Origin of the sequence: Campylobacter sp. RM9331 (genome assembly GCF_020137685.1) — a bacterium.
Lineage (GTDB): Bacteria > Campylobacterota > Campylobacteria > Campylobacterales > Campylobacteraceae > Campylobacter_E.
In genome coordinates this window covers 20,018-37,223 of sequence record NZ_JACGBA010000021.1, presented here as the reverse complement: position 1 = coordinate 37,223, position 17,206 = coordinate 20,018, and the positions used below count along the sequence as shown (strand labels likewise).

The 17,206-nt window shown below is 29.6% G+C and carries 33 protein-coding genes; 19 read left to right on the top strand and 14 right to left on the bottom strand.

Translation table 11 applies throughout. The features are described 5' to 3' along the window. Window positions 1–218: 218 nt before the first annotated feature. A complete protein-coding gene (locus tag AVBRAN9331_RS08345; protein ID WP_336612797.1) occupies window positions 219–1,346 on the top strand; it encodes a tyrosine-type recombinase/integrase in 1,128 nt (375 codons plus the stop codon). Further along, a complete protein-coding gene (locus AVBRAN9331_RS08340) occupies window positions 1,343–1,741 on the top strand; it encodes a type II toxin-antitoxin system PemK/MazF family toxin (protein ID WP_336612796.1) in 399 nt (132 codons plus the stop codon). Before AVBRAN9331_RS08345 ends, AVBRAN9331_RS08340 begins: the two co-directional genes overlap by 4 nt. A gap of 108 nt (window positions 1,742–1,849) precedes the next feature. On the opposite strand, the gene AVBRAN9331_RS08335 is transcribed toward AVBRAN9331_RS08340, so the two are convergent. From AVBRAN9331_RS08335 to AVBRAN9331_RS08290, 10 genes are read right to left on the bottom strand one after another with little or no spacing between them, the layout of a single operon-like run. After that, window positions 1,850–2,293, bottom strand: a complete 444-nt coding sequence (locus AVBRAN9331_RS08335; protein WP_336612795.1) for a helix-turn-helix transcriptional regulator — start codon at window positions 2,291–2,293, stop codon at window positions 1,850–1,852. Window positions 2,294–2,307: 14 nt separating this feature from the next. Next, window positions 2,308–2,478, bottom strand: coding sequence for a helix-turn-helix domain-containing protein (locus AVBRAN9331_RS08330; RefSeq protein ID WP_336612794.1), 171 nt, complete (start codon window positions 2,476–2,478; stop codon window positions 2,308–2,310). A 1-nt stretch (window position 2,479) separates the two neighbouring features. Beyond that, window positions 2,480–2,866: a DUF3310 domain-containing protein gene (locus tag AVBRAN9331_RS08325; RefSeq protein WP_336612793.1), complete on the bottom strand. Its 387-nt coding sequence runs from the start codon at window positions 2,864–2,866 to the stop codon at window positions 2,480–2,482. Next, window positions 2,863–3,252: a hypothetical protein gene (locus AVBRAN9331_RS08320; protein ID WP_336612792.1), complete on the bottom strand. Its 390-nt coding sequence runs from the start codon at window positions 3,250–3,252 to the stop codon at window positions 2,863–2,865. The genes AVBRAN9331_RS08325 and AVBRAN9331_RS08320 overlap by 4 nt, the downstream gene beginning before the upstream one ends. After that, a complete protein-coding gene (locus tag AVBRAN9331_RS08315; RefSeq protein WP_214118655.1) occupies window positions 3,249–3,431 on the bottom strand; it encodes a hypothetical protein in 183 nt (60 codons plus the stop codon). The genes AVBRAN9331_RS08320 and AVBRAN9331_RS08315 overlap by 4 nt, the downstream gene beginning before the upstream one ends. Next, on the bottom strand, window positions 3,415–3,930 hold the full coding sequence (locus AVBRAN9331_RS08310) for a single-stranded DNA-binding protein (protein WP_336608970.1): 516 nt from the start codon (window positions 3,928–3,930) through the stop codon (window positions 3,415–3,417). Before AVBRAN9331_RS08310 ends, AVBRAN9331_RS08315 begins: the two co-directional genes overlap by 17 nt. Then, window positions 3,927–4,772 carry a lambda-exonuclease family protein gene (locus tag AVBRAN9331_RS08305; protein WP_336612791.1) on the bottom strand — a complete coding sequence of 282 codons (846 nt, stop codon included), beginning with the start codon at window positions 4,770–4,772 and terminating at the stop codon, window positions 3,927–3,929. Before AVBRAN9331_RS08305 ends, AVBRAN9331_RS08310 begins: the two co-directional genes overlap by 4 nt. Before the next feature lies 1 nt (window position 4,773). Further along, the gene (locus AVBRAN9331_RS08300) at window positions 4,774–5,322 is read right to left on the bottom strand and encodes an ERF family protein (RefSeq protein ID WP_336612790.1); all 549 of its coding nucleotides are present in this window, start codon (window positions 5,320–5,322) and stop codon (window positions 4,774–4,776) included. Beyond that, window positions 5,315–5,515: a hypothetical protein gene (locus AVBRAN9331_RS08295; protein WP_336612789.1), complete on the bottom strand. Its 201-nt coding sequence runs from the start codon at window positions 5,513–5,515 to the stop codon at window positions 5,315–5,317. Before AVBRAN9331_RS08295 ends, AVBRAN9331_RS08300 begins: the two co-directional genes overlap by 8 nt. A 17-nt stretch (window positions 5,516–5,532) precedes the next feature. Next, complete coding sequence (locus tag AVBRAN9331_RS08290; protein ID WP_214118647.1) at window positions 5,533–5,697, bottom strand: hypothetical protein; 165 nt, start codon at window positions 5,695–5,697, stop codon at window positions 5,533–5,535. Between the two features lie 156 nt (window positions 5,698–5,853). Here AVBRAN9331_RS08290 and AVBRAN9331_RS08285 point away from each other — a divergent pair, with 156 nt between their 5' ends. The 17 genes from AVBRAN9331_RS08285 to AVBRAN9331_RS08205 all read left to right on the top strand — a co-directional run bounded on the left by AVBRAN9331_RS08285 (window position 5,854) and on the right by AVBRAN9331_RS08205 (window position 15,691). Beyond that, complete coding sequence (locus AVBRAN9331_RS08285; RefSeq protein WP_336612788.1) at window positions 5,854–6,627, top strand: S24 family peptidase; 774 nt, start codon at window positions 5,854–5,856, stop codon at window positions 6,625–6,627. A 44-nt stretch (window positions 6,628–6,671) separates the two neighbouring features. After that, window positions 6,672–8,060, top strand: a complete 1,389-nt coding sequence (locus tag AVBRAN9331_RS08280) for a DUF4116 domain-containing protein (RefSeq protein ID WP_336612787.1) — start codon at window positions 6,672–6,674, stop codon at window positions 8,058–8,060. A gap of 208 nt (window positions 8,061–8,268) precedes the next feature. After that, on the top strand, window positions 8,269–8,502 hold the full coding sequence (locus AVBRAN9331_RS08275; protein WP_336612786.1) for a hypothetical protein: 234 nt from the start codon (window positions 8,269–8,271) through the stop codon (window positions 8,500–8,502). 59 nt (window positions 8,503–8,561) lie between these two features. Continuing rightward, window positions 8,562–8,831: a hypothetical protein gene (locus AVBRAN9331_RS08270; RefSeq protein WP_336608967.1), complete on the top strand. Its 270-nt coding sequence runs from the start codon at window positions 8,562–8,564 to the stop codon at window positions 8,829–8,831. Then, entirely contained in the window at window positions 8,821–9,858 is a 1,038-nt protein-coding gene (locus AVBRAN9331_RS08265) for a baseplate J/gp47 family protein (RefSeq protein ID WP_336608966.1), read from the top strand. The genes AVBRAN9331_RS08270 and AVBRAN9331_RS08265 overlap by 11 nt, the downstream gene beginning before the upstream one ends. Further along, window positions 9,849–10,301 (top strand): hypothetical protein, encoded by a 453-nt coding sequence (locus AVBRAN9331_RS08260; RefSeq protein WP_336612785.1) that lies wholly within the window; start codon window positions 9,849–9,851, stop codon window positions 10,299–10,301. The genes AVBRAN9331_RS08265 and AVBRAN9331_RS08260 overlap by 10 nt, the downstream gene beginning before the upstream one ends. Further along, on the top strand, window positions 10,298–11,155 hold the full coding sequence (locus AVBRAN9331_RS08255) for a phage tail-collar fiber domain-containing protein (RefSeq protein WP_336612784.1): 858 nt from the start codon (window positions 10,298–10,300) through the stop codon (window positions 11,153–11,155). Before AVBRAN9331_RS08260 ends, AVBRAN9331_RS08255 begins: the two co-directional genes overlap by 4 nt. Beyond that, a complete protein-coding gene (locus tag AVBRAN9331_RS08250; RefSeq protein WP_336612783.1) occupies window positions 11,136–11,612 on the top strand; it encodes a phage tail protein in 477 nt (158 codons plus the stop codon). The genes AVBRAN9331_RS08255 and AVBRAN9331_RS08250 overlap by 20 nt, the downstream gene beginning before the upstream one ends. A gap of 3 nt (window positions 11,613–11,615) precedes the next feature. Then, window positions 11,616–12,107: a gp53-like domain-containing protein gene (locus AVBRAN9331_RS08245; RefSeq protein WP_336608938.1), complete on the top strand. Its 492-nt coding sequence runs from the start codon at window positions 11,616–11,618 to the stop codon at window positions 12,105–12,107. Between the two features lie 11 nt (window positions 12,108–12,118). Further along, window positions 12,119–12,658 carry a DUF4376 domain-containing protein gene (locus AVBRAN9331_RS08240; protein ID WP_336612782.1) on the top strand — a complete coding sequence of 180 codons (540 nt, stop codon included), beginning with the start codon at window positions 12,119–12,121 and terminating at the stop codon, window positions 12,656–12,658. Continuing rightward, on the top strand, window positions 12,658–13,023 hold the full coding sequence (locus tag AVBRAN9331_RS08235; RefSeq protein WP_336612781.1) for a DUF1353 domain-containing protein: 366 nt from the start codon (window positions 12,658–12,660) through the stop codon (window positions 13,021–13,023). Before AVBRAN9331_RS08240 ends, AVBRAN9331_RS08235 begins: the two co-directional genes overlap by 1 nt. After that, entirely contained in the window at window positions 13,020–13,226 is a 207-nt protein-coding gene (locus AVBRAN9331_RS08230; protein WP_336609854.1) for a hypothetical protein, read from the top strand. Before AVBRAN9331_RS08235 ends, AVBRAN9331_RS08230 begins: the two co-directional genes overlap by 4 nt. Continuing rightward, window positions 13,217–14,122 carry a phage late control D family protein gene (locus AVBRAN9331_RS08225; protein WP_336612780.1) on the top strand — a complete coding sequence of 302 codons (906 nt, stop codon included), beginning with the start codon at window positions 13,217–13,219 and terminating at the stop codon, window positions 14,120–14,122. Before AVBRAN9331_RS08230 ends, AVBRAN9331_RS08225 begins: the two co-directional genes overlap by 10 nt. Next, a complete protein-coding gene (locus AVBRAN9331_RS08220) occupies window positions 14,122–14,412 on the top strand; it encodes a hypothetical protein (protein WP_214117614.1) in 291 nt (96 codons plus the stop codon). Before AVBRAN9331_RS08225 ends, AVBRAN9331_RS08220 begins: the two co-directional genes overlap by 1 nt. Then, the gene (locus AVBRAN9331_RS08215; RefSeq protein ID WP_336612779.1) at window positions 14,351–14,596 is read left to right on the top strand and encodes a hypothetical protein; all 246 of its coding nucleotides are present in this window, start codon (window positions 14,351–14,353) and stop codon (window positions 14,594–14,596) included. The genes AVBRAN9331_RS08220 and AVBRAN9331_RS08215 overlap by 62 nt, the downstream gene beginning before the upstream one ends. After that, complete coding sequence (locus tag AVBRAN9331_RS08210; RefSeq protein WP_336608932.1) at window positions 14,597–14,911, top strand: hypothetical protein; 315 nt, start codon at window positions 14,597–14,599, stop codon at window positions 14,909–14,911. Continuing rightward, window positions 14,912–15,691, top strand: coding sequence for a DNA adenine methylase (locus AVBRAN9331_RS08205; protein WP_336612778.1), 780 nt, complete (start codon window positions 14,912–14,914; stop codon window positions 15,689–15,691). Here the strand turns inward: AVBRAN9331_RS08205 and AVBRAN9331_RS08200 are convergent. The 4 genes from AVBRAN9331_RS08200 to AVBRAN9331_RS08185 form a co-directional block, all read right to left on the bottom strand. Then, window positions 15,671–15,907 (bottom strand): hypothetical protein, encoded by a 237-nt coding sequence (locus tag AVBRAN9331_RS08200; RefSeq protein ID WP_336608930.1) that lies wholly within the window; start codon window positions 15,905–15,907, stop codon window positions 15,671–15,673. The two genes, AVBRAN9331_RS08205 and AVBRAN9331_RS08200, sit on opposite strands and share 21 nt — an antisense overlap. 2 nt (window positions 15,908–15,909) lie before the next feature. Beyond that, complete coding sequence (locus tag AVBRAN9331_RS08195; RefSeq protein WP_336608929.1) at window positions 15,910–16,119, bottom strand: hypothetical protein; 210 nt, start codon at window positions 16,117–16,119, stop codon at window positions 15,910–15,912. A 440-nt stretch (window positions 16,120–16,559) separates the two neighbouring features. Beyond that, window positions 16,560–16,985 carry a Panacea domain-containing protein gene (locus AVBRAN9331_RS08190; RefSeq protein WP_336608928.1) on the bottom strand — a complete coding sequence of 142 codons (426 nt, stop codon included), beginning with the start codon at window positions 16,983–16,985 and terminating at the stop codon, window positions 16,560–16,562. Next, window positions 16,986–17,204 (bottom strand): hypothetical protein, encoded by a 219-nt coding sequence (locus AVBRAN9331_RS08185; RefSeq protein WP_336608927.1) that lies wholly within the window; start codon window positions 17,202–17,204, stop codon window positions 16,986–16,988. Between the last annotated feature and the right edge of the window lie 2 nt (window positions 17,205–17,206).

Genomic DNA, 17,206 nt, shown 5'->3' with positions numbered 1-17,206 from the left:
CCATTCTTTTCTATTCTTTACTAAAAAATTAATAAAATACTTATAAAATAAGCATTTTAGCTTATATGTTTTTAGTTATTTTTGGATAGTTTTGGATATTTTTTAGACTTTGTTTAACTTCTTTTCTAATAATTTTAGTCCTTAATTTAGTCCTTAATCATTTTTAAGGACTTAAATTGAACTATTAGGGACTAAAACAATAAAAAAAGGAGCTTATTATGCTAACTGATAGTGAAATCATAAAATTAAAACCAAATGATAAAGTTTATATGAAAAAGGTCGTTGATAATTTATATATTTGTATAACACCTAAAGGTAAAAAATCTTTTGTTTTAATTACATTCATTAATAAAAAAAGAGTTAAAAAGACACTAGGCGAGTTTAGCTCAAGTTTTAGAATAAGAAATGCAATAATGCAAATTGATAGCACACAAGAAAAAATTATTAATGATAAAAATAAAATACCTTTCAAACAAGTATGTTATGATTATATGCAAACTCAAGAAAAGCAAATTAGCGATAAGCAATTACACACATATTATTCACTATTAGATAGATTTATACTTGATAAAGAATTGAGTGACAAAGACATAAAAGAAGTTAGCAAAGCCGATATTATAAAACGCTTTGGAATACTAAAAGATAAAAGTTCAACTGCTAAAAAGCTTTTAAATCTATTAAAACGCATATATTCTTACGCTTGCATGCTTGATTATACTGACAATCACATATTATTTCCTATAAAGCTTGATATGATAGTTCGCTATAAGCCAGTAGAAAATTATCCTACAATAACTAAAGGCGATGATTTAGAATATCTATTCACACTAATTCAAAAAGCAAGACCTATTACAAAATACGCATTAATTTTTAATGCACTTACGGCATTAAGACCTGGCAATGTGAGACTGCTTAAATGGGAATATATAAACGATGATATTTTAGAAATACCTGCCGAACAAATGAAACGCAAAAAGCCGTTTTATCTACCACTTAGCACCCAAGCAAAAAGAGTGCTAGAAATTATGAAGACTATGAAAAATAGTGATTATGTATTTTATAGTGAGAAACAGCAAAATCAAGGTATAAGCGATAATACTATGCGTTCATTTTTGCGTAAAAATGGCATTACAAACGATGAATTCACGCCCCACGGATTTCGTGCAATGTTTAGCACGATAGCTAACGATAATAATTATTCAAGCGAGATTATAGAGCTTTGCCTAGCTCATACGGTAGGAGGAGTTCGTGGCGTGTATGATAGAAGCCATAAGCTAGAAGCTAAGCGTGAGTTAATGCAATGGTGGGGCGATTATTTAGAGAAGTTTATTAAGGATTTTCTATGAATTACGATGAGTGGAATGAAGTAAAAAAGGCGATTAATAATAAAGAAAAAACAAAAATTGTTAAGGTAGGCAAGGTTTATTGGGTTAGTGTTGGTAAAAATATAGGTTGTGAGATTTATGGTAAAGGTTGTGACTTTGTGCGTCCTGTGTTAGTTATAAAAACTTTATTTATTAGTGGCAAAAAGGCATTTTTAGGTGTGCCTTTAAGCTCAAAAACTTACATAAATGATAAATTAAGGTTCGTATTTACTGATAAAAATGGAGTTTTACAATCTGCTTTAATATCTCAAATTAGAATTTATGATAATAAAAGAGTTATAAATAATTCTAATATAAAAATAAATAATGATGATTTTTTAAACATTAAAGAAGTTGCAAAAAACGAATTATTTTAAATTACCCCGGATACTAAGTCCGGGTAGCCGTTGCCGACCTGTCTTCATCTCGTGAAGTATGCAAAAATTATAATATATTGTGGTTAATAAGTAAATTATCCTACTTTTTCACTTTTGCACCTTTCTAGCTTGAATTAGTGCCATTACCTCATCGCGCTTAAAGTAGCATTTATTACCTATGAATTTATAAGTAGGTAATTCTCCATTGCTAGTTTTTTTATAAATTGTTGCCATTGATACGCCGAAAAGTCTGCATAAATCCCTAGTTGTTAATAACTCCGGTAACTCCTTTAAATTACATAAATTCATTTTAAACTCCTTATAGTATTCATTTAATGCTTGTATTCTTTGTTTTTGTGTTGTGTAGCGTTTTTGTTTGCTGTAAATATGCTTAAGTGCTTTTACCTCATTTAGTGGAATATATCTTAAGCCGAAGTTAAATCTAATATAATTTAACTCGTTTTGGTTTAGTAGTTTTAAAATCGTATCATTATCTAAATTAACAATTTTAGCCGTTTCTGATACTGTAAAAAATAATTGTTGCGTTATCATTGTATGTCCCTTTCTTACGCTATCTTGTTTAAGTAGTCTTGTAAATTTTCTTCGCTAACTCTCCAAGTGCCGCCAAATGTGAGTGACTTTGCATTTAATAATCCTAATTGTAAATGTTTATATACTGTTTTGTAGTGCTGTCCTGTAATTTTTGCCACTTCTTTTAATGTGTATGTTTTTTTCATTTTAACCCCTTGCCATATACTCTAAAATTTCAAGCATACATCTATCATCTACTGAATGAAAATCTTGGTTTCGCAAATTTTTTAGCTCTTCGATAAGCGACTCTTCTGACTCTTCTCCACGCAAAATACTGCAAGCTAATATATTATTTAGTGACACGGCACAATCAATAAGCAAAGCTGTGTAATAAAAGCTCTCGTATTTTTCTTGATTGTCTTGTTCGCTTTCGCCTTGCTTTTTGCCTTTTCTTGCTTTGTATTTTGCAGCATTAATTCTGCACCAAGCTAATAAATCTTTTTGCTTATACTTATCATACATTTTATAAATGGTTGCGTCCTTACCACTTCCGTAGTGGGGGCTTTTTGGATTTAGCAATGGATGTAGTTTCATTCTTCATCTCCCCAAACAAAAGTAATATAATCTTGCTCTTTGTTATATTCATCAATGATTTGCTCTATATGTTTTGCTATATCTTTTGAAGTAAAATTTTTTTCTAGCTGGATGTCCTTTTCAATATTAATAGTTCTATTATCACTGCGAAAATATGTTGAAAGCGTTAGACAAGTGTGACTAACCCAAAAAGAAAAATTCTGTATATAATTAGTGCCTAATGCTTCTTTTATTTCTTTGTTTCCTAAAAAAATGAACGACAAAGCAGTGTCTAGTATGTGTATTACATTTGCATAGTTTTTTTGATAAAAACTATATAATTTAAGCTCTAATTCTATTATTTCTTCTAAATCTTTTTTATTAATTAGTTTTACTATTTCTCTCATCTTAAACTCCTTAAAATCTTTAATTCTTTATCTCTTAGTTTGTTTAGGCTGCTAGCTGTGTAGCTAGTGCCTAAGTTTTCGTTATATCTTGCTAAACCAAAACGCTTTATAAAAAGCTCTCTAATGCTTATTTCTAAGCAAAAGATAATTATATTTCTTACATTACCAAGGCAATTCATCAGCTCCACCTTGTTGGTAATTATTGTTTTGATAATTCTGCTGTGGCTGTTGATAATTATTAGCTTGATTTTGTCTTGGTTGTTGCTGATAATTATTGTTTTGATAATTATTTTGTCTTGGTTGCTGATAGTTATTTTGATAACCACCTTGATTGTTATTTTGATTATCTTGCTTATTGTCTAGCATTTCCATATTTTCTATAATCAATACGATTTTACTTCTATTCTGCCCTGTTTGATTATCTACCCATGTTTGCTGTTGTAAATATCCTTCAACTGCTAGTTTTGAGCCTTTATGTAAGTATTGGTTCATTACTTCAGCTGTGCGATTAAATGCTACTATGTCTAAAAACAATGTTTCTTCTATTCTCTCGCCGTTTTGATTATTTCTAATACGACTTGTTGCGATAGTGTTATTTACTATCGCTGTGCCTGTGCTGCTTGAAGTTTTTAGCTCTATATCTTTTGTTAATCTTCCTATGATGATTGTCTTATTCACGCTATCTCCTTAATTCTTATTGTTCTTGTTTCGCTAGTCTTTTTATCACTTTCTAAAATCTCATATCCGTTACGCTCAACTATCGCTTTATAATCAATTGTTTCTCTCGTGCTTATGCTATAAGTTAGCTTTGCTGTAGGTGTTTCGTAAATCGTGCTATCATCAAACTGATAAAAGTAGCTTTTAAGCTCTTTTTCACGCTCCCCTAATGCTTTTAATTGCTTTTGCACTTCGCATAATTCATCTGTTTTTATTAGTGCTTGATAATCAATATTTTTGTATCTATAAGTGCTTTCAAACTCTAGCCATTTGCTTTTAATCTCATCTTGCATTGCTAAATCAGGCTCTATGTTTATAAGTTCAATATCAAGTGTGCCATCGTATTTTGGATATGCGATAGCTAAAAGTGCTTTTTTAGCTACGCTTACCATCATTTGATGCTGTATTTGATACATATATCTTAATGGCACTTCGTTTGAGTTTCTATAAGCGATTAGCCCTAATTCACTCACCTTAATTTCTAATATCTCGCCGTTATCATATCCATCTAAACTCGCAATAAAGCGTCCGTCTTGTTCGTCTTCGCACACCAAAGGCTTAAAATTACGCTTCAAACTAACATTTATAAAATCTCTAACTTTTGGCTCATATTCTACGCCAAGCTCAACTGCAGGTATCCAAGCGATGTCAGGACGCTTTCCACCACCATATCTATAATATGCTTCTTGATAGGCTTTGTGATAACCCACACCAAAAAGCACAGGTGTAATACTCGCACTAAACTTATCTTTGCGATAGTCTAACCATTCTTGTGTATTTTGCTCTAAATTAATTATTTTCATATTAACTCCTTAAATTGTCTAATATTTTGTGTAATTGCTCAGGTTTTGCATTTTCTAAACTTTTAAGTTTTTCGCACTTTAAAATCTGAGTTATTTCTATATTTTGCTCACTTGCTAGTTTTTTTATCTCATCAACTAAAGAGCCTGAAACAATCATTCCAGCTAAACTATCAGGGTCATCTGCACTATCATCAAGACATAATAAAGATGAAACTGCTCTTTTTTTAGCATATGTTGAAGCTGTTCCCCAAATTTGCTCTTTACTCATTCCTTTATGGTTGTAATCAATTTCAGTGATAGCGTTTGTGGTGATTTCTTTATCTGCAATTCTAAAATGTGCTGTTGCTTCTAATAAAATAACTCCTTGTATTTCACATATAACACGCTCTGTAAAGATTACAATTGCTCCTAAATCTTTGCAGGTTTTTTTATAGTTTTCTAAAATAGTTTCTAGTGTTCTATATTCATATTTTGCAAAATGATTTTTAGCATCTTTTTTTACTTTGATTTCTTGCTGCACTATACTTAGTGCTTTTACAATATCACTCATTTAAATCTCCACAATCAATTCCATATTTTTTAGACTTTATCACTCCATCAACTACTCGGTGAGTTGAGCTAGAAAACTCAACCCCTTCTTTATTGCGATAAAATCTACAATCATCACGGCTTTTATCCCTAAAGCCACTACAAAAGTTAGTAAGATTAAATCTTGCTATGTCTGTTAAATAAAAATCACGCATTTTTTAAATACCTTTCATTAAATATCTTTTTTAGTATTTTTTAATCTATCAACTGCAAACTTAAATCTTCTATCTCTTATTATGTTACGATTATCTACATAATATACTAAAGCCGAATAATCTTTTCTATGTCCTGAAATTGCATAATCATAAGTTAAAGTTTTGATTTCTAAACAATTCATATAAATCTCCTTTTTTAATAATATACTTAAAAGTATAGTTAAAAATATCTTAATAATATCTTAAAATATATTTTTTAGTATATTATTTTTAAACTATTGATTTTTTTTATTTATTTCACTATACTAAAAAAGATATTTATAAATTAAGGACTAGCTATGAATACACAACAAGTAAAAGAAGAAAGTAAAATAATCAAAAAAATATTAGATATTGATGTGTTAAGAACATATCTATGCAGAAATGGTTATGCTTGGTGGTCTAGGCATTTTCTTAGTTTGGGTATTAAAGGAGCAAAAGAACCTAGTATTAAGTGTTGGGTAAACGAAGATAAAAATATGGCACCAAAAAGAGAAATGCTTTTTATAATTGCTAAAGAGAATAATGTAGATGTTAGTACATTTTTTAAAGACAGGACAATGTTAAATGATAGCGAGAGAGAAGTATTAGATAGTATATTAAATGAGGCACAAGAATTAGATTTGGAAAGCTCTAAGATTATTTATATCCCTTTTTATAAAGATTTAACTGTTTCAGCTGGAACTGGGATAGAAGTATTTGAAACTGACAAAGTTGATATACCTTTTTTAAAAGATGAGATTATGGCTCATTTGGAAATAAGAAAAGTAAAAGAGCTTAATGAATTAGCACTGTTTCCCATGATAGGAGATAGTATGAAGCCTACAATAAACGAAGGAAGTTCGTTAGTCGTTAAAAGGCTAAGTAATATTCCTGTATATGGTGCCATTTATGTTTTGTTTTATGAAGATAAATACTATGTAAAAAGAGTAGTTGAGATAGATGATAAACTATTTTTACGCAGTGATAACAAAGAAGATTATAAAGATAAAGAAGTTTTACCAGACCGTAATTTTAGTGTCTTAGGAATGGTCGTTGGTATTTATAATTACGATTTTAAAAAATTATGCTAGTTTAAAGTATTTTAGCTATCCTTTTAATAAAAAAAGGATGGCTTATGAATAAAGATGATGTTTTAGCAAAATTAAAAGAAGATATAAATATTTTTAAAATACTTGATAAAGAATTATATAAAGATAAAAATATTTGCTATTACGCACTCACACAAAATACAAAGCTAGTAAAATATGTAGATGAAAGCTTGTTAGATGATAGTGATTTTGCCTTTTCTATCTTACAGCTTAGTAGCTCCCATTTTAACAAACTTAGCGAAAGATTGCAAAATGATTATGATTTTATACTAAAGCTATCCGAAAACAAAATCAATGTGCTAAAACACATAGGTCCTGTTATCAGACAAGATGCTAAGATTATGATAAATTATGTAAAAATGCTAGGCATTACAAAAGCATTAAGCTATGCTGCTGAAGAGTTGAAAAATAATAAAGAGTTTGTTTTATATATAGCACAAAATACTAAAAAAGCTGATTTTATAGGCGATAAGCTAAAGCAAGATGATGATTTTATGAAAGAGTTAATTAAAATTGATTTAAATTACATAAAACACGCCTCTAATAATATTAAAAACGATAAAAGCTTTTTGATGTTTTTAGAGAACTTTCATCACGCAGAACATCTAGGAGAACAAATATTAAACGATTTGGAGTTTTGCGAATGGTTGCTTGATTTAGACGCTAAAAACTTACAATATATATCAGAAAATATGCAAAATAACCTAGAATTATTTAAAAAGATATTGCCTAAAAGATATTCTTTAATAAAATATGCAAATGATAATATAAAAAACAGCTTAGAACTTGCTATGTATTGTGTGGATATAAACAGCTTTAGAACTCTTGCTTTGTTTAATGATAGCGTATATTTAAATAAGGATTTGTGGAAATACGCACTTTCTAAAACCACTTGGGCTTTAAGTTCAATGCCAAAAGAGTTTAAGAATGATAAGCAGATGTGGATTTTTGCTTGGGAAGAATATGTAAAAAGAGTGCAAAATCACTCTATGGATAATTATGATATAGTATGTGAAAGCTATTTAGATTTTATAGATCAAGCACCTGATGAATTAATTGGCGGATTAAAAAAAGAAAAAGTCAGCACTAGAAAGCTTGATAAACAACTATTAGTAAAAGATTTGCTATCTAACAATACTTATAAACTAAGCGATAAACAATTAAAAGACTATGATGTTTTAGTGGAGCTTTTGACAAAAGATAGAGAGGCTATAAAAGATTTATCAGATGAGATAAAATCAAGCGAAGAAATGTTTAGAGCATTGATTACTTGTAGATACTTTGGTGGATTTTATGAAGTGCCTGAAGAAGCATTCAAAAACCATTTACAAATAATATATGATGAGCTTTGCAAAAGTCCGCACTTATTTAAATACTTACCTGATGAAATAGCTACTGAAGCGGTTTTTTTGTAAAGCTTGGTATGAATATAGCAAAACTACGCCAAAAAACGAGAGAAAATATAGCGTATTAGATGAAATAGATTTAAGTCATTTAGATAGCGATAACATAGATAAATATGCTGAATATTATAAAGATTTTAAAATACCTGATGCGTTTTTTGATAGCGAAATAAGAGAAATAGATAGTCCACTTAACGAGTATCCTGAAGAATTACAAAAAATGCTAAAAGAAGAGATAAGAAAATCTATGAAATTTTCAAAAGATAGTAAAGGCATTTCAATTTCATCTGATTTTGATAGCAAGAATGTAGAAAAAGTCATTAAAGAATACGAAATGAAACAAAATCAATCATCAGACATCAAAGCAAAAAAGAAAAGCAAATGGAAAAAATATTTATTGATTTATTTAGCTATTTGTTTAGTTGGTTATATTGTAGAACAAATGCTATCTTGATATAACATTCTTTTTATTTGTAATACAAATAACAACCAAAGCTTTTTTAAACTTCATCTATGTATAAGATAAGCATAGATGATAATTTAACTAGAATTATAAAAAAGCGTAAGTTTAGTCACGCATTACGCCCATTTTTGGGTTGTGATAGCTTGGTTGATAAAGAGCTAACACATGCTAACACTCACGCATATTTAAAGACTTTAGCAGAGCAAATAAAACTACTTGAGCCACGCATTATCATTAAAAAATTAGCCCTAAACGGAACAAATGTGCTTATTGATTACGAAGTAATTGAGAGCAAGGAGCGTGTCATTTATGAATTATAATGATGTATTTTTCGCTCCATTTGATATAGATAAAGCTCGTAATGAAATCATAGAAAATTACAAAAACAAAGCAAATCAAAGCGATTATAAGCCGCTAATAAATGATGATATTATGATTTTAACTGATTGCTTTTTGGAGTGGTTTAAGACAAAGCATGAATATATCACAAATATAGCTATGCAAAACTATTTAGTATATTCACGCGATACATTTTTAGATGAGCTTGTAGCACTTGTAGGACTAACTAGAAAACACGCAAATAATGCAACATGCAAAATAAAAATCACAGCAAATAGCCCTACATTTATACCTAAGAATACCAAATTAAGCGATGGCAAAGGTCATTATGCGTATTTGCTAAATGATGTATATGTAAAAGATGAGATTATAGAGCTATGTGAGATAGAAAATAACGAGTTTTTAGATATGAAAATATCAATGCTTGAAACTCAAAATATCTACATTGAAAAAATAGAGCAAATAACAGAATGGCAAAACGATAGTTATCGTGAGAGCGATGAAGAGCTAAAAGAACGCTTTAAACTAGCACTTCATAGATTTAGCACGGCAGGAAGTGCTGAAAGCTATTTATTTTATGTCTTATCAACTAAAGCTGTATTAAAAGCTAAAGTATATGATGATAACACAAAGCCAGGACAGGTCTTCATTTGCTACTACACTCAAGCTGAAAATATAGAGCCACAAATCTTAAAGGCCCTTGAAAATAAAGTGCCATTAACAGATAAAATTAATCTTATTAAATGTAAAGAAATCACGCAAGATTTAGTAATAAAAATCAAAGTAAAAGATGATTTTTTATTTGCCGAGAACTTAGCAAAGATTGATTATATCATAAAAGATTTTTATAAAAAGCTTGACATTGGCGAGAGCGTAAGCGAGAGTAAAATCATAAGCTTATGCAATGATGAGAATATAAGTGATATAAGTATCACAACGCCACTTCAAACGATAGATAAAAATAGTATTTTAAAGCTAAATTCATTAAGGATTGAAAAATGGATTTAAGTATTTATTCAAAATCTTTAGAAGATTACAAAAACTCTATTTTAGAAGTGCTTGATAATGCATATTCTATAAATACCGAGCATTTTTATAAGCCAAATGTAAAAAATACAAAAGTTTTATCATCACAATGGGGACATCATCAAGAACTAAAAACTCCACTTCTGCTAAATCAAAGCGAAGGGACTGCGAGCTATTTTAAAACTATGCTTCGTGGGGTTTTTGCTGATTGTAAAGTTGTTAATTTAGATAAACCTTATACTTTTAAAGCAGTGGTTGAGATTAGCGAAAACACAACTAGCGAAAACATACTAAAGCTTAGCGAATGCATAAATAAATATAAAAACGTAAGAAGCGTATGTGAAAACATAGAACTTATCACAATACACGAAAAGCCTTTAATAATTCAGGCAGTAATGCAAATTAAGGAGTTTAAAGAACTATGACAATAATTACGAATGCAGGTAAAAAGCTAATAACACACGCAATTATAAATAAGCTTGATTTATTTATATCAAAGGTTGTTTATGCTGATTGTAATTTAGATACACTAGATGAAAACACAGCGTCTTTAACAAATATCAAATATGAAAATCTTCCAACAAGCGTAAGAATAGATGAATTTGATAACTCAAAAATAATCCTTGAAGCAGTGCTAAGAAATGATACAGCACAAGATTTTTTCATAAATTGTGTGGGCTTTATTGCAAAAAATAGAGAGCTTTTATGCTTTACTAAAATAAAAAGAACACCAGTGCTAAGTAAAGCAACAGATACAAACGCTTCATTGTTTCATTATAAGTTAGCAATGGAGCTTAAACACGCAAGTGAATTAAGTATAAAAATAGATGAAACGATAGTCTATCCAACTTTAGCACATTTTAATACTTCTCAAAAAGCACAAGATGAGTTAATAGCAAAACTAGGATTAGATAAAGTCAATATAAGCGATTTTACAGCTTCTCAAAACTTGCAAGATGAGAAAATAAAAACTCTTGAAAATACTAAAGCTGATAAAGCAGCTTTGAATAATTACTATACTAAATTAGAAACTTATACAAAAGCTGAGATTGATAAAAAAGACACAGACAAGTATAATGCTTTAAATAATACTAAAGCTGATAAAACTACAACCTACACAAAAGCTGAAGTTGATAAATCGCAAAATACACAAAATACAACAATTAGCACAAATCATACCAATATACTAAATCAACTCGCACTTCAAAACACACAAATGAGTAAGTTAATGACCCAATGCCAAAACTTATTAACCAAAATTGAGCTGGGGGGGGGGTAAAGTAGGTATGATATTTATGTATGCAGGTGCGACAATTCCTAGTAACTATATGTTGTGCGATGGTCGTGAATTATTAAAAACAGCTTACCCACAATTATTTAGTGCTATCGGCACAATTTATGGAGAAAGTGCTGACAAACTTAAGTTTAAGATACCTGATTTGCGTGGTCGTTTTGTTCGTTGCGTTGGCGGTAATGCTGCAGCATTAGGCGTATCACAAGGTGATGCGATTAGGAATATAACAGCTTCAATATTTGCTTCTTATCCAATATTCACAAAAGGTGTCGGAGCATTTGTTAAAACTAATGGCAAAGGTGATGATTTGGCGCAATGTGGTAGTAGAGTAGGTAATGGTAATTCCTATGTTGACTTTAATGCTAGTCGTGTTGTTCCAACCGCTAATGAAAATCGCCCAATCAATATGTCAATGAATTTCATAATTCAAATAAAGGAATAAACAATGGAAGAAATACAAAGAAGTTTAAGTGAATTAATCACCAATCAAAGAGCAATGTTAGATGCTCAAAGTAAGCTACTAGCTAGTGTGTATGATAAGCAAGTAGTAGATAACAAGCTTAATGCTAAGCTTAATATTACTGATTTTACAGCTATTAAAAATGCTATAAATATGCACTTAAGCCAAAAATCTTTTGCAGACAATGGTTATACAAAATTACCTAACGGACTAATTTTGCAATGGATAAATGCGAACAATACAAAAGTATCAACTGAAGTAATAAAATTTCCTATAGCTTTTCCAAATAAAGTTTTAAGCGTTATTGCAAATTCAAAAGATAAAACAGATTCAGGTAGTAGTATTGGTGGTGGTTATGGCTCTATATTACATATTACAAATTATACAAATACGCAAGTTGAAATTCATAAGACTTATTGGAATAAATATGCCACTAATTCAAATGTTATAGGTTCAATTTTTGCGATTGGTTTTTAAAAGGAGAAAAAATGATTTATGTAAATTATGATGAAAATACAAGAGAAATTAAAGCTTATTATGATGATGAGATAAGTGATTTTATACCTGAACCAAATTTTACAATAAGCGAAAAAGAACACTCACAAGCTTTAAATATAAATGCTAATTATGTAACAAATGAATTGCGTTTAATTTATAAAGAAAGAGAGCTAAGCATAGATGAGTTGAAAGAGCTTAAATTAAACGAGTTAGAAAGTTTAAAATCATCAGTTGAGAATGCTGATATTTTATATAAAGATAAGTTTTATCAAGCAGACGCTAAAGCAAAAGAACTTTTAACCCAAAGTTTAGTTATTTTTTCTAGTGTTGGTGCAGTGCCACCTGATTTTGCTTGGAAAAGTAGTGATAACTCACTTAATGTTTTTGTCTTAGATGATTTAAAAAATCTATCTTTATTAATAGCACAAAGATTACAAATAATCACAGCTAAATACTGGACTTACAAAGAACAAATTAGAAATGCTGAAAATAAAGAAAGTTTATATGCAATTAATTTGGAGTTTAACTAATGCAAAGAGTAGTAATAAAACCTTTTGATAAAGATAAATACGAATTAGCAGAGCCATATTGTTACGAATGTGGATTTGCTAAAGTTGAAATTAATAAAGGTTATCAAACCAACGGGGCAAATATACCTCGTTTGCTTTGGTCTATCTATCCACCAAATAGTCCAGAGTATCTAAGTGCTGTGGTGGTGCATGATTTTTTATGCGATAAAGCATATAAGAATGACAAAAATTATGAAGACTTTATTTTAGCTGACAATATATTTTTTATTGCGTTAAAAGAGCTAGATGTTAGTAATTTCAAATCGGCTTTATTTTACAACTCGTGCAGATTTTATCATTTTTTAAAATACAAGGTTTTTAGATGATTTATATTGCAAAGCAAGGCGAAAAATTAAGCGTGATTTATGCCAAACATTATAAAAGAGATGATTATTCATCTAGCTTTTATCAAGAGTTTTTAAGAGCTAATCATAAGCATTTAAACACGCTTTATTTTCGTGGTGGCGAACAAATAGAACTAATAGAGCCTAAAGTTGAAACTAAAAAAACGGAGACTTTATGGAGCTAGTTTATAAGCCAAAGATAACATTATTTTATAATGATATTGATAAAACGGCTCAAATGCCTTTTATAAATATTACTATTAATGATTATGCAAAAGGTCAGGCTGATACTTGCAATATCACGCTAAGCTACAACACGCCTGAGCCACGCCTAAATGATACTATAAAAGTTTTTTGCGATGGTGTTTTGCTAGGTGCTTTTTATATAAACAAAATCAAAATCAAGTATAAGCAAACTTATGAGCTAGAATGTGTGAGTGCAAATCTAAGCCGTGCAAAACAAATAAAAAATAGGACATTTAAAGAAAGCGAGTTTTTAAAAGTTGCACGTAGTATCGCAAAAGAAAATGGACTAAAGTTTAAAGCACAGGTTAGCAAAAACGAGCTTAAAAACTATCAGCAAAATAACCAAAGCGATTTAGCATTTTTAAGTAGTGAATGTGATAAGCTAGGTGTAAATATGAGTATCAAAAATGATACATTGATTTTGCACGATGCAAATAAAGAGAATAAAAGACTTAAATATGAATTGCAAGAAGGTGAATTAATAGAGCTTGATTATGAGTTCATCGCTGGGGTGTCGGCAGGTAGTGTAGAAGTTACTTATTTTGATGCAAAAGAGAATAAAGATATTGTTGTAAGAGCAGGTAGCTCTGAACCAGTAAAAAGAATTAATAGTTTTGTAAAAAATAAACAAGAAGCATTAACACTAGCAAACTCTAAGCTACAAACTCAAAAGAATGCGAGCTTTAAAGGCTCTTTAAAAGTTTTGGGTCGTGCTATGAATGCAGGTGCATTGCTTGATATAGTGCTTGAAAATAAGACTTTAAACACTCAAATAGAAAAAATAACGCATTCAATAAATGCTAGTGGGTTTATTACTAGCGTGGAGTTTTGCTAATGAAAATAAATGCGATTTTAGGAGTTATCATCTTGCTAATGTATTTATACATAAGTGATTTAAAAGCGAGTTTAGATAAAGCAAAAACTAAAGCATTTGAGCTAAATGCCGTGATTTTAGCAAAAGATGATGAGCTAAAAAGAGCAAATTTAGCAAGAGATGAGCTAAATAAAAAACTACAAGATAAACAAAAAATCCGTTTATCTTTAACAAAAAAGGTAAGTGAAAATGAGAAAAGTAAAGATAAGCTTGATGATTATTTTCTTGATATTTTTAACAGCTTGCAGTGAAAAAATAGTGTATGTGAGAGAGCAAGTGCCAACAGACTTTTTAGAATGCGAGAATTTAAATATAAATAGAGATATGAAAACAAACGGCGATTTTGCTTTATTTGTGATAGATAGCGTGAGTGCTTATCGTGATTGCAAAGCTAAGTTAAAAGCCGTGAGAGATTTTGTAAAACAAGGAGAATGAATGGACGCAGGTATGGTAGATATACTAATCAAAATAATTACACTTGATGGAATTACGCCCAATGGACTTTTAGTCGCTTTTATATTGTATCAAGCATGGCAGCATAATCGGCATTCAAAAAAAGTAGATGAAACGATAAAAGCTTCATTAGAACGCAACGCAAAAGCATTAGAAGAAGTAGCTCAAGGTGTAAAAACTAACGCTGAAACATTTAAGGCGTTAACCGAATGGAATAAAGAAATGTGTAAAGAAGTAAAAGAAGAAATCAAAGGCGTTGATAAGACCGCTCAAGCCATCTTAAATAAGGTGGCTTAAATGCAAAAAATACTTAAGTTAAAAGCTCCGTTTGCGTGGGTCGGTGGAAAATATAAACTAGCTGATACAATAGTTCCGTTTATAGATAAAGCAAAGCACAAAATATATGTAGAGCCGTTTTGTGGTGCTTTAAGTGTATTTTATGCTAAAAATCCGAGTAAAATAGAAGTAATAAATGATGTAAATGATGATTTAGTTAACTTACATTTCATCATTAAAACACGACCACAGAGCTTAAAAAATGAACTTGAAAGATTGTTAATTAGTAGAAAATTACACGAACTTATAAGAGATAAAAAGGCAACTGCAAGAAATGATATTGAAAGAGCTGCATTTACATTTTATATGATTAAATGCTCTTTTGGTTCTAAAATAAATAAAAGTGGTGGCGGAGTAACTTTTGCTTGCGGTAAGCATAGAAGCCCAGCTAATATTGTAAGAGATTTTACTGTATATTCAAGACGATTAAGAAATGTTTGTATAGAAAATAAAGATGCCCTAGAACTTATTGAGTATTATAACGATAAAGATACATTGTTTTATTTAGATCCACCTTATGTAAGCAACAGAAAGCTTTATGATAATATTGCAGGTTTTAGCCATGAAAAACTACAAACATTATTAAAGCATACAAAAGCAAAATTTGTATTAAGCTATAACAACTGCGATGAAATTTTGGCACTTTATAAAGATTTTAATATACATTTTACAAGCGTTAAGCAATGTTTTAGAGCAAAATATCAAAGCGATAGAGCCGAGCTAATAATTACTAATTTTTAGTAATTTTGCTTGGTATTTATGTTTTTTTGGCTTTATTTTCTTACATTCATTAATAGTAAAATATCTATATTTATATGGTGCTTTTAAACGATTTATAAAAGCATTTAGGTCGTTTCTTATCCCCCTGAACACTTTTTTAATAGCTTTAGCATATTTTTTGTAGTGCTTGTTAATTTCATTAATTATCATTTGCCATTCTGGACTTAATTCAATCATCATTACTCATTGAATTTCTCGAACTCTGTTTTCATTAACTCATAAAATTTCTTATACTTATAATTATCAAGCCAACTTTCCACCCACTTAGGCGTTTCCCCTTTGCTGTTCCAATTCACAACCCCATTATAAGTAGCACCTACAAGATTAGCAAAATCTTTTTTACTAAGTCCTAATTCATTTAATTTTTTTTCAAATGCAATTATATCCATTTTAATCCTTTTTTTATGTTAATTATATCAAAATACATAAATAATTAATAAAAAGCTTAAAAAAGTTATAAAAATATGTATTTTAGTCTTGACAAAACTTATAAAATTATGTATAATATTGGTGTAAAAGTTAAAGATTTATGAACTTTTACAAAATAAAACAAAAGGAGCAAAAATGACTAAAGTTCTGCAGATTTTAGTTTTGGTTTTGCAAATGCTTTACTGGATAGCAAAACTACTAGGGTGGCTTTAAAGCCACTCCCCTACAGGGTACTAAAATACTTTAGTTTTAAGCTCCTTGATAATTTTATCAAGAAAGGATTAAAAATGGTTTTAGATGTGATTATGGTTTTAGTTTTTATTGCCACTTGCGTGTGGATTTATAAAACAAATAAAAAACATTAGCAACTACCGAATAATTCTCGGTAGTTTATATTTGGCTAAGCTGTTGTTGCTTCTAGGCTTATTAATTTTTTATCAATAATATTTCCTATACCAACACCGTTGCGAAAAGTTTTATACCAAGCCCCACCAACTTGAGTGTTTATATCTACTAATTTAAATGCAGCTAAGTTCATACAATTTTCAATCAGTGATTTTTGCTTATATGACAATTCTAGTCTATCTGTAATATCATCTGCTATCGCATGAGCACCATAACGACTATAATTGTTATATACTTCATATATAATTGCCCCATACTTAAAAGCTTCAAAATCATCTTCAAATAACGGCTCATTATAAAGTCTTAGGTTTTGTGCTTGTAGAAAATACAAAATCTTTTGTAATTGCAAATTAGTTATGTCATGATTATTTTCATGGCAATATTTAATCACTTGTCTAGCGTAAAACATTGCATTTTTCATTTATTTTCTTTCTATATTTTTATTTATATAATATAATAATTCATCATTGATTTTTTGCGTTTCCCTTATTTCTTTTATTGCATTTTCTGCTATTTGTCGTGAGAATTCTGATTGTTCTAGTGCTTGATTTAATAGTTGTCTTTGTTTTGTATTTTCCCAACTTGCTCCTAATAACAATATTAAAATAAATATAGATATTACATTCCAAATAGTTTGCATTT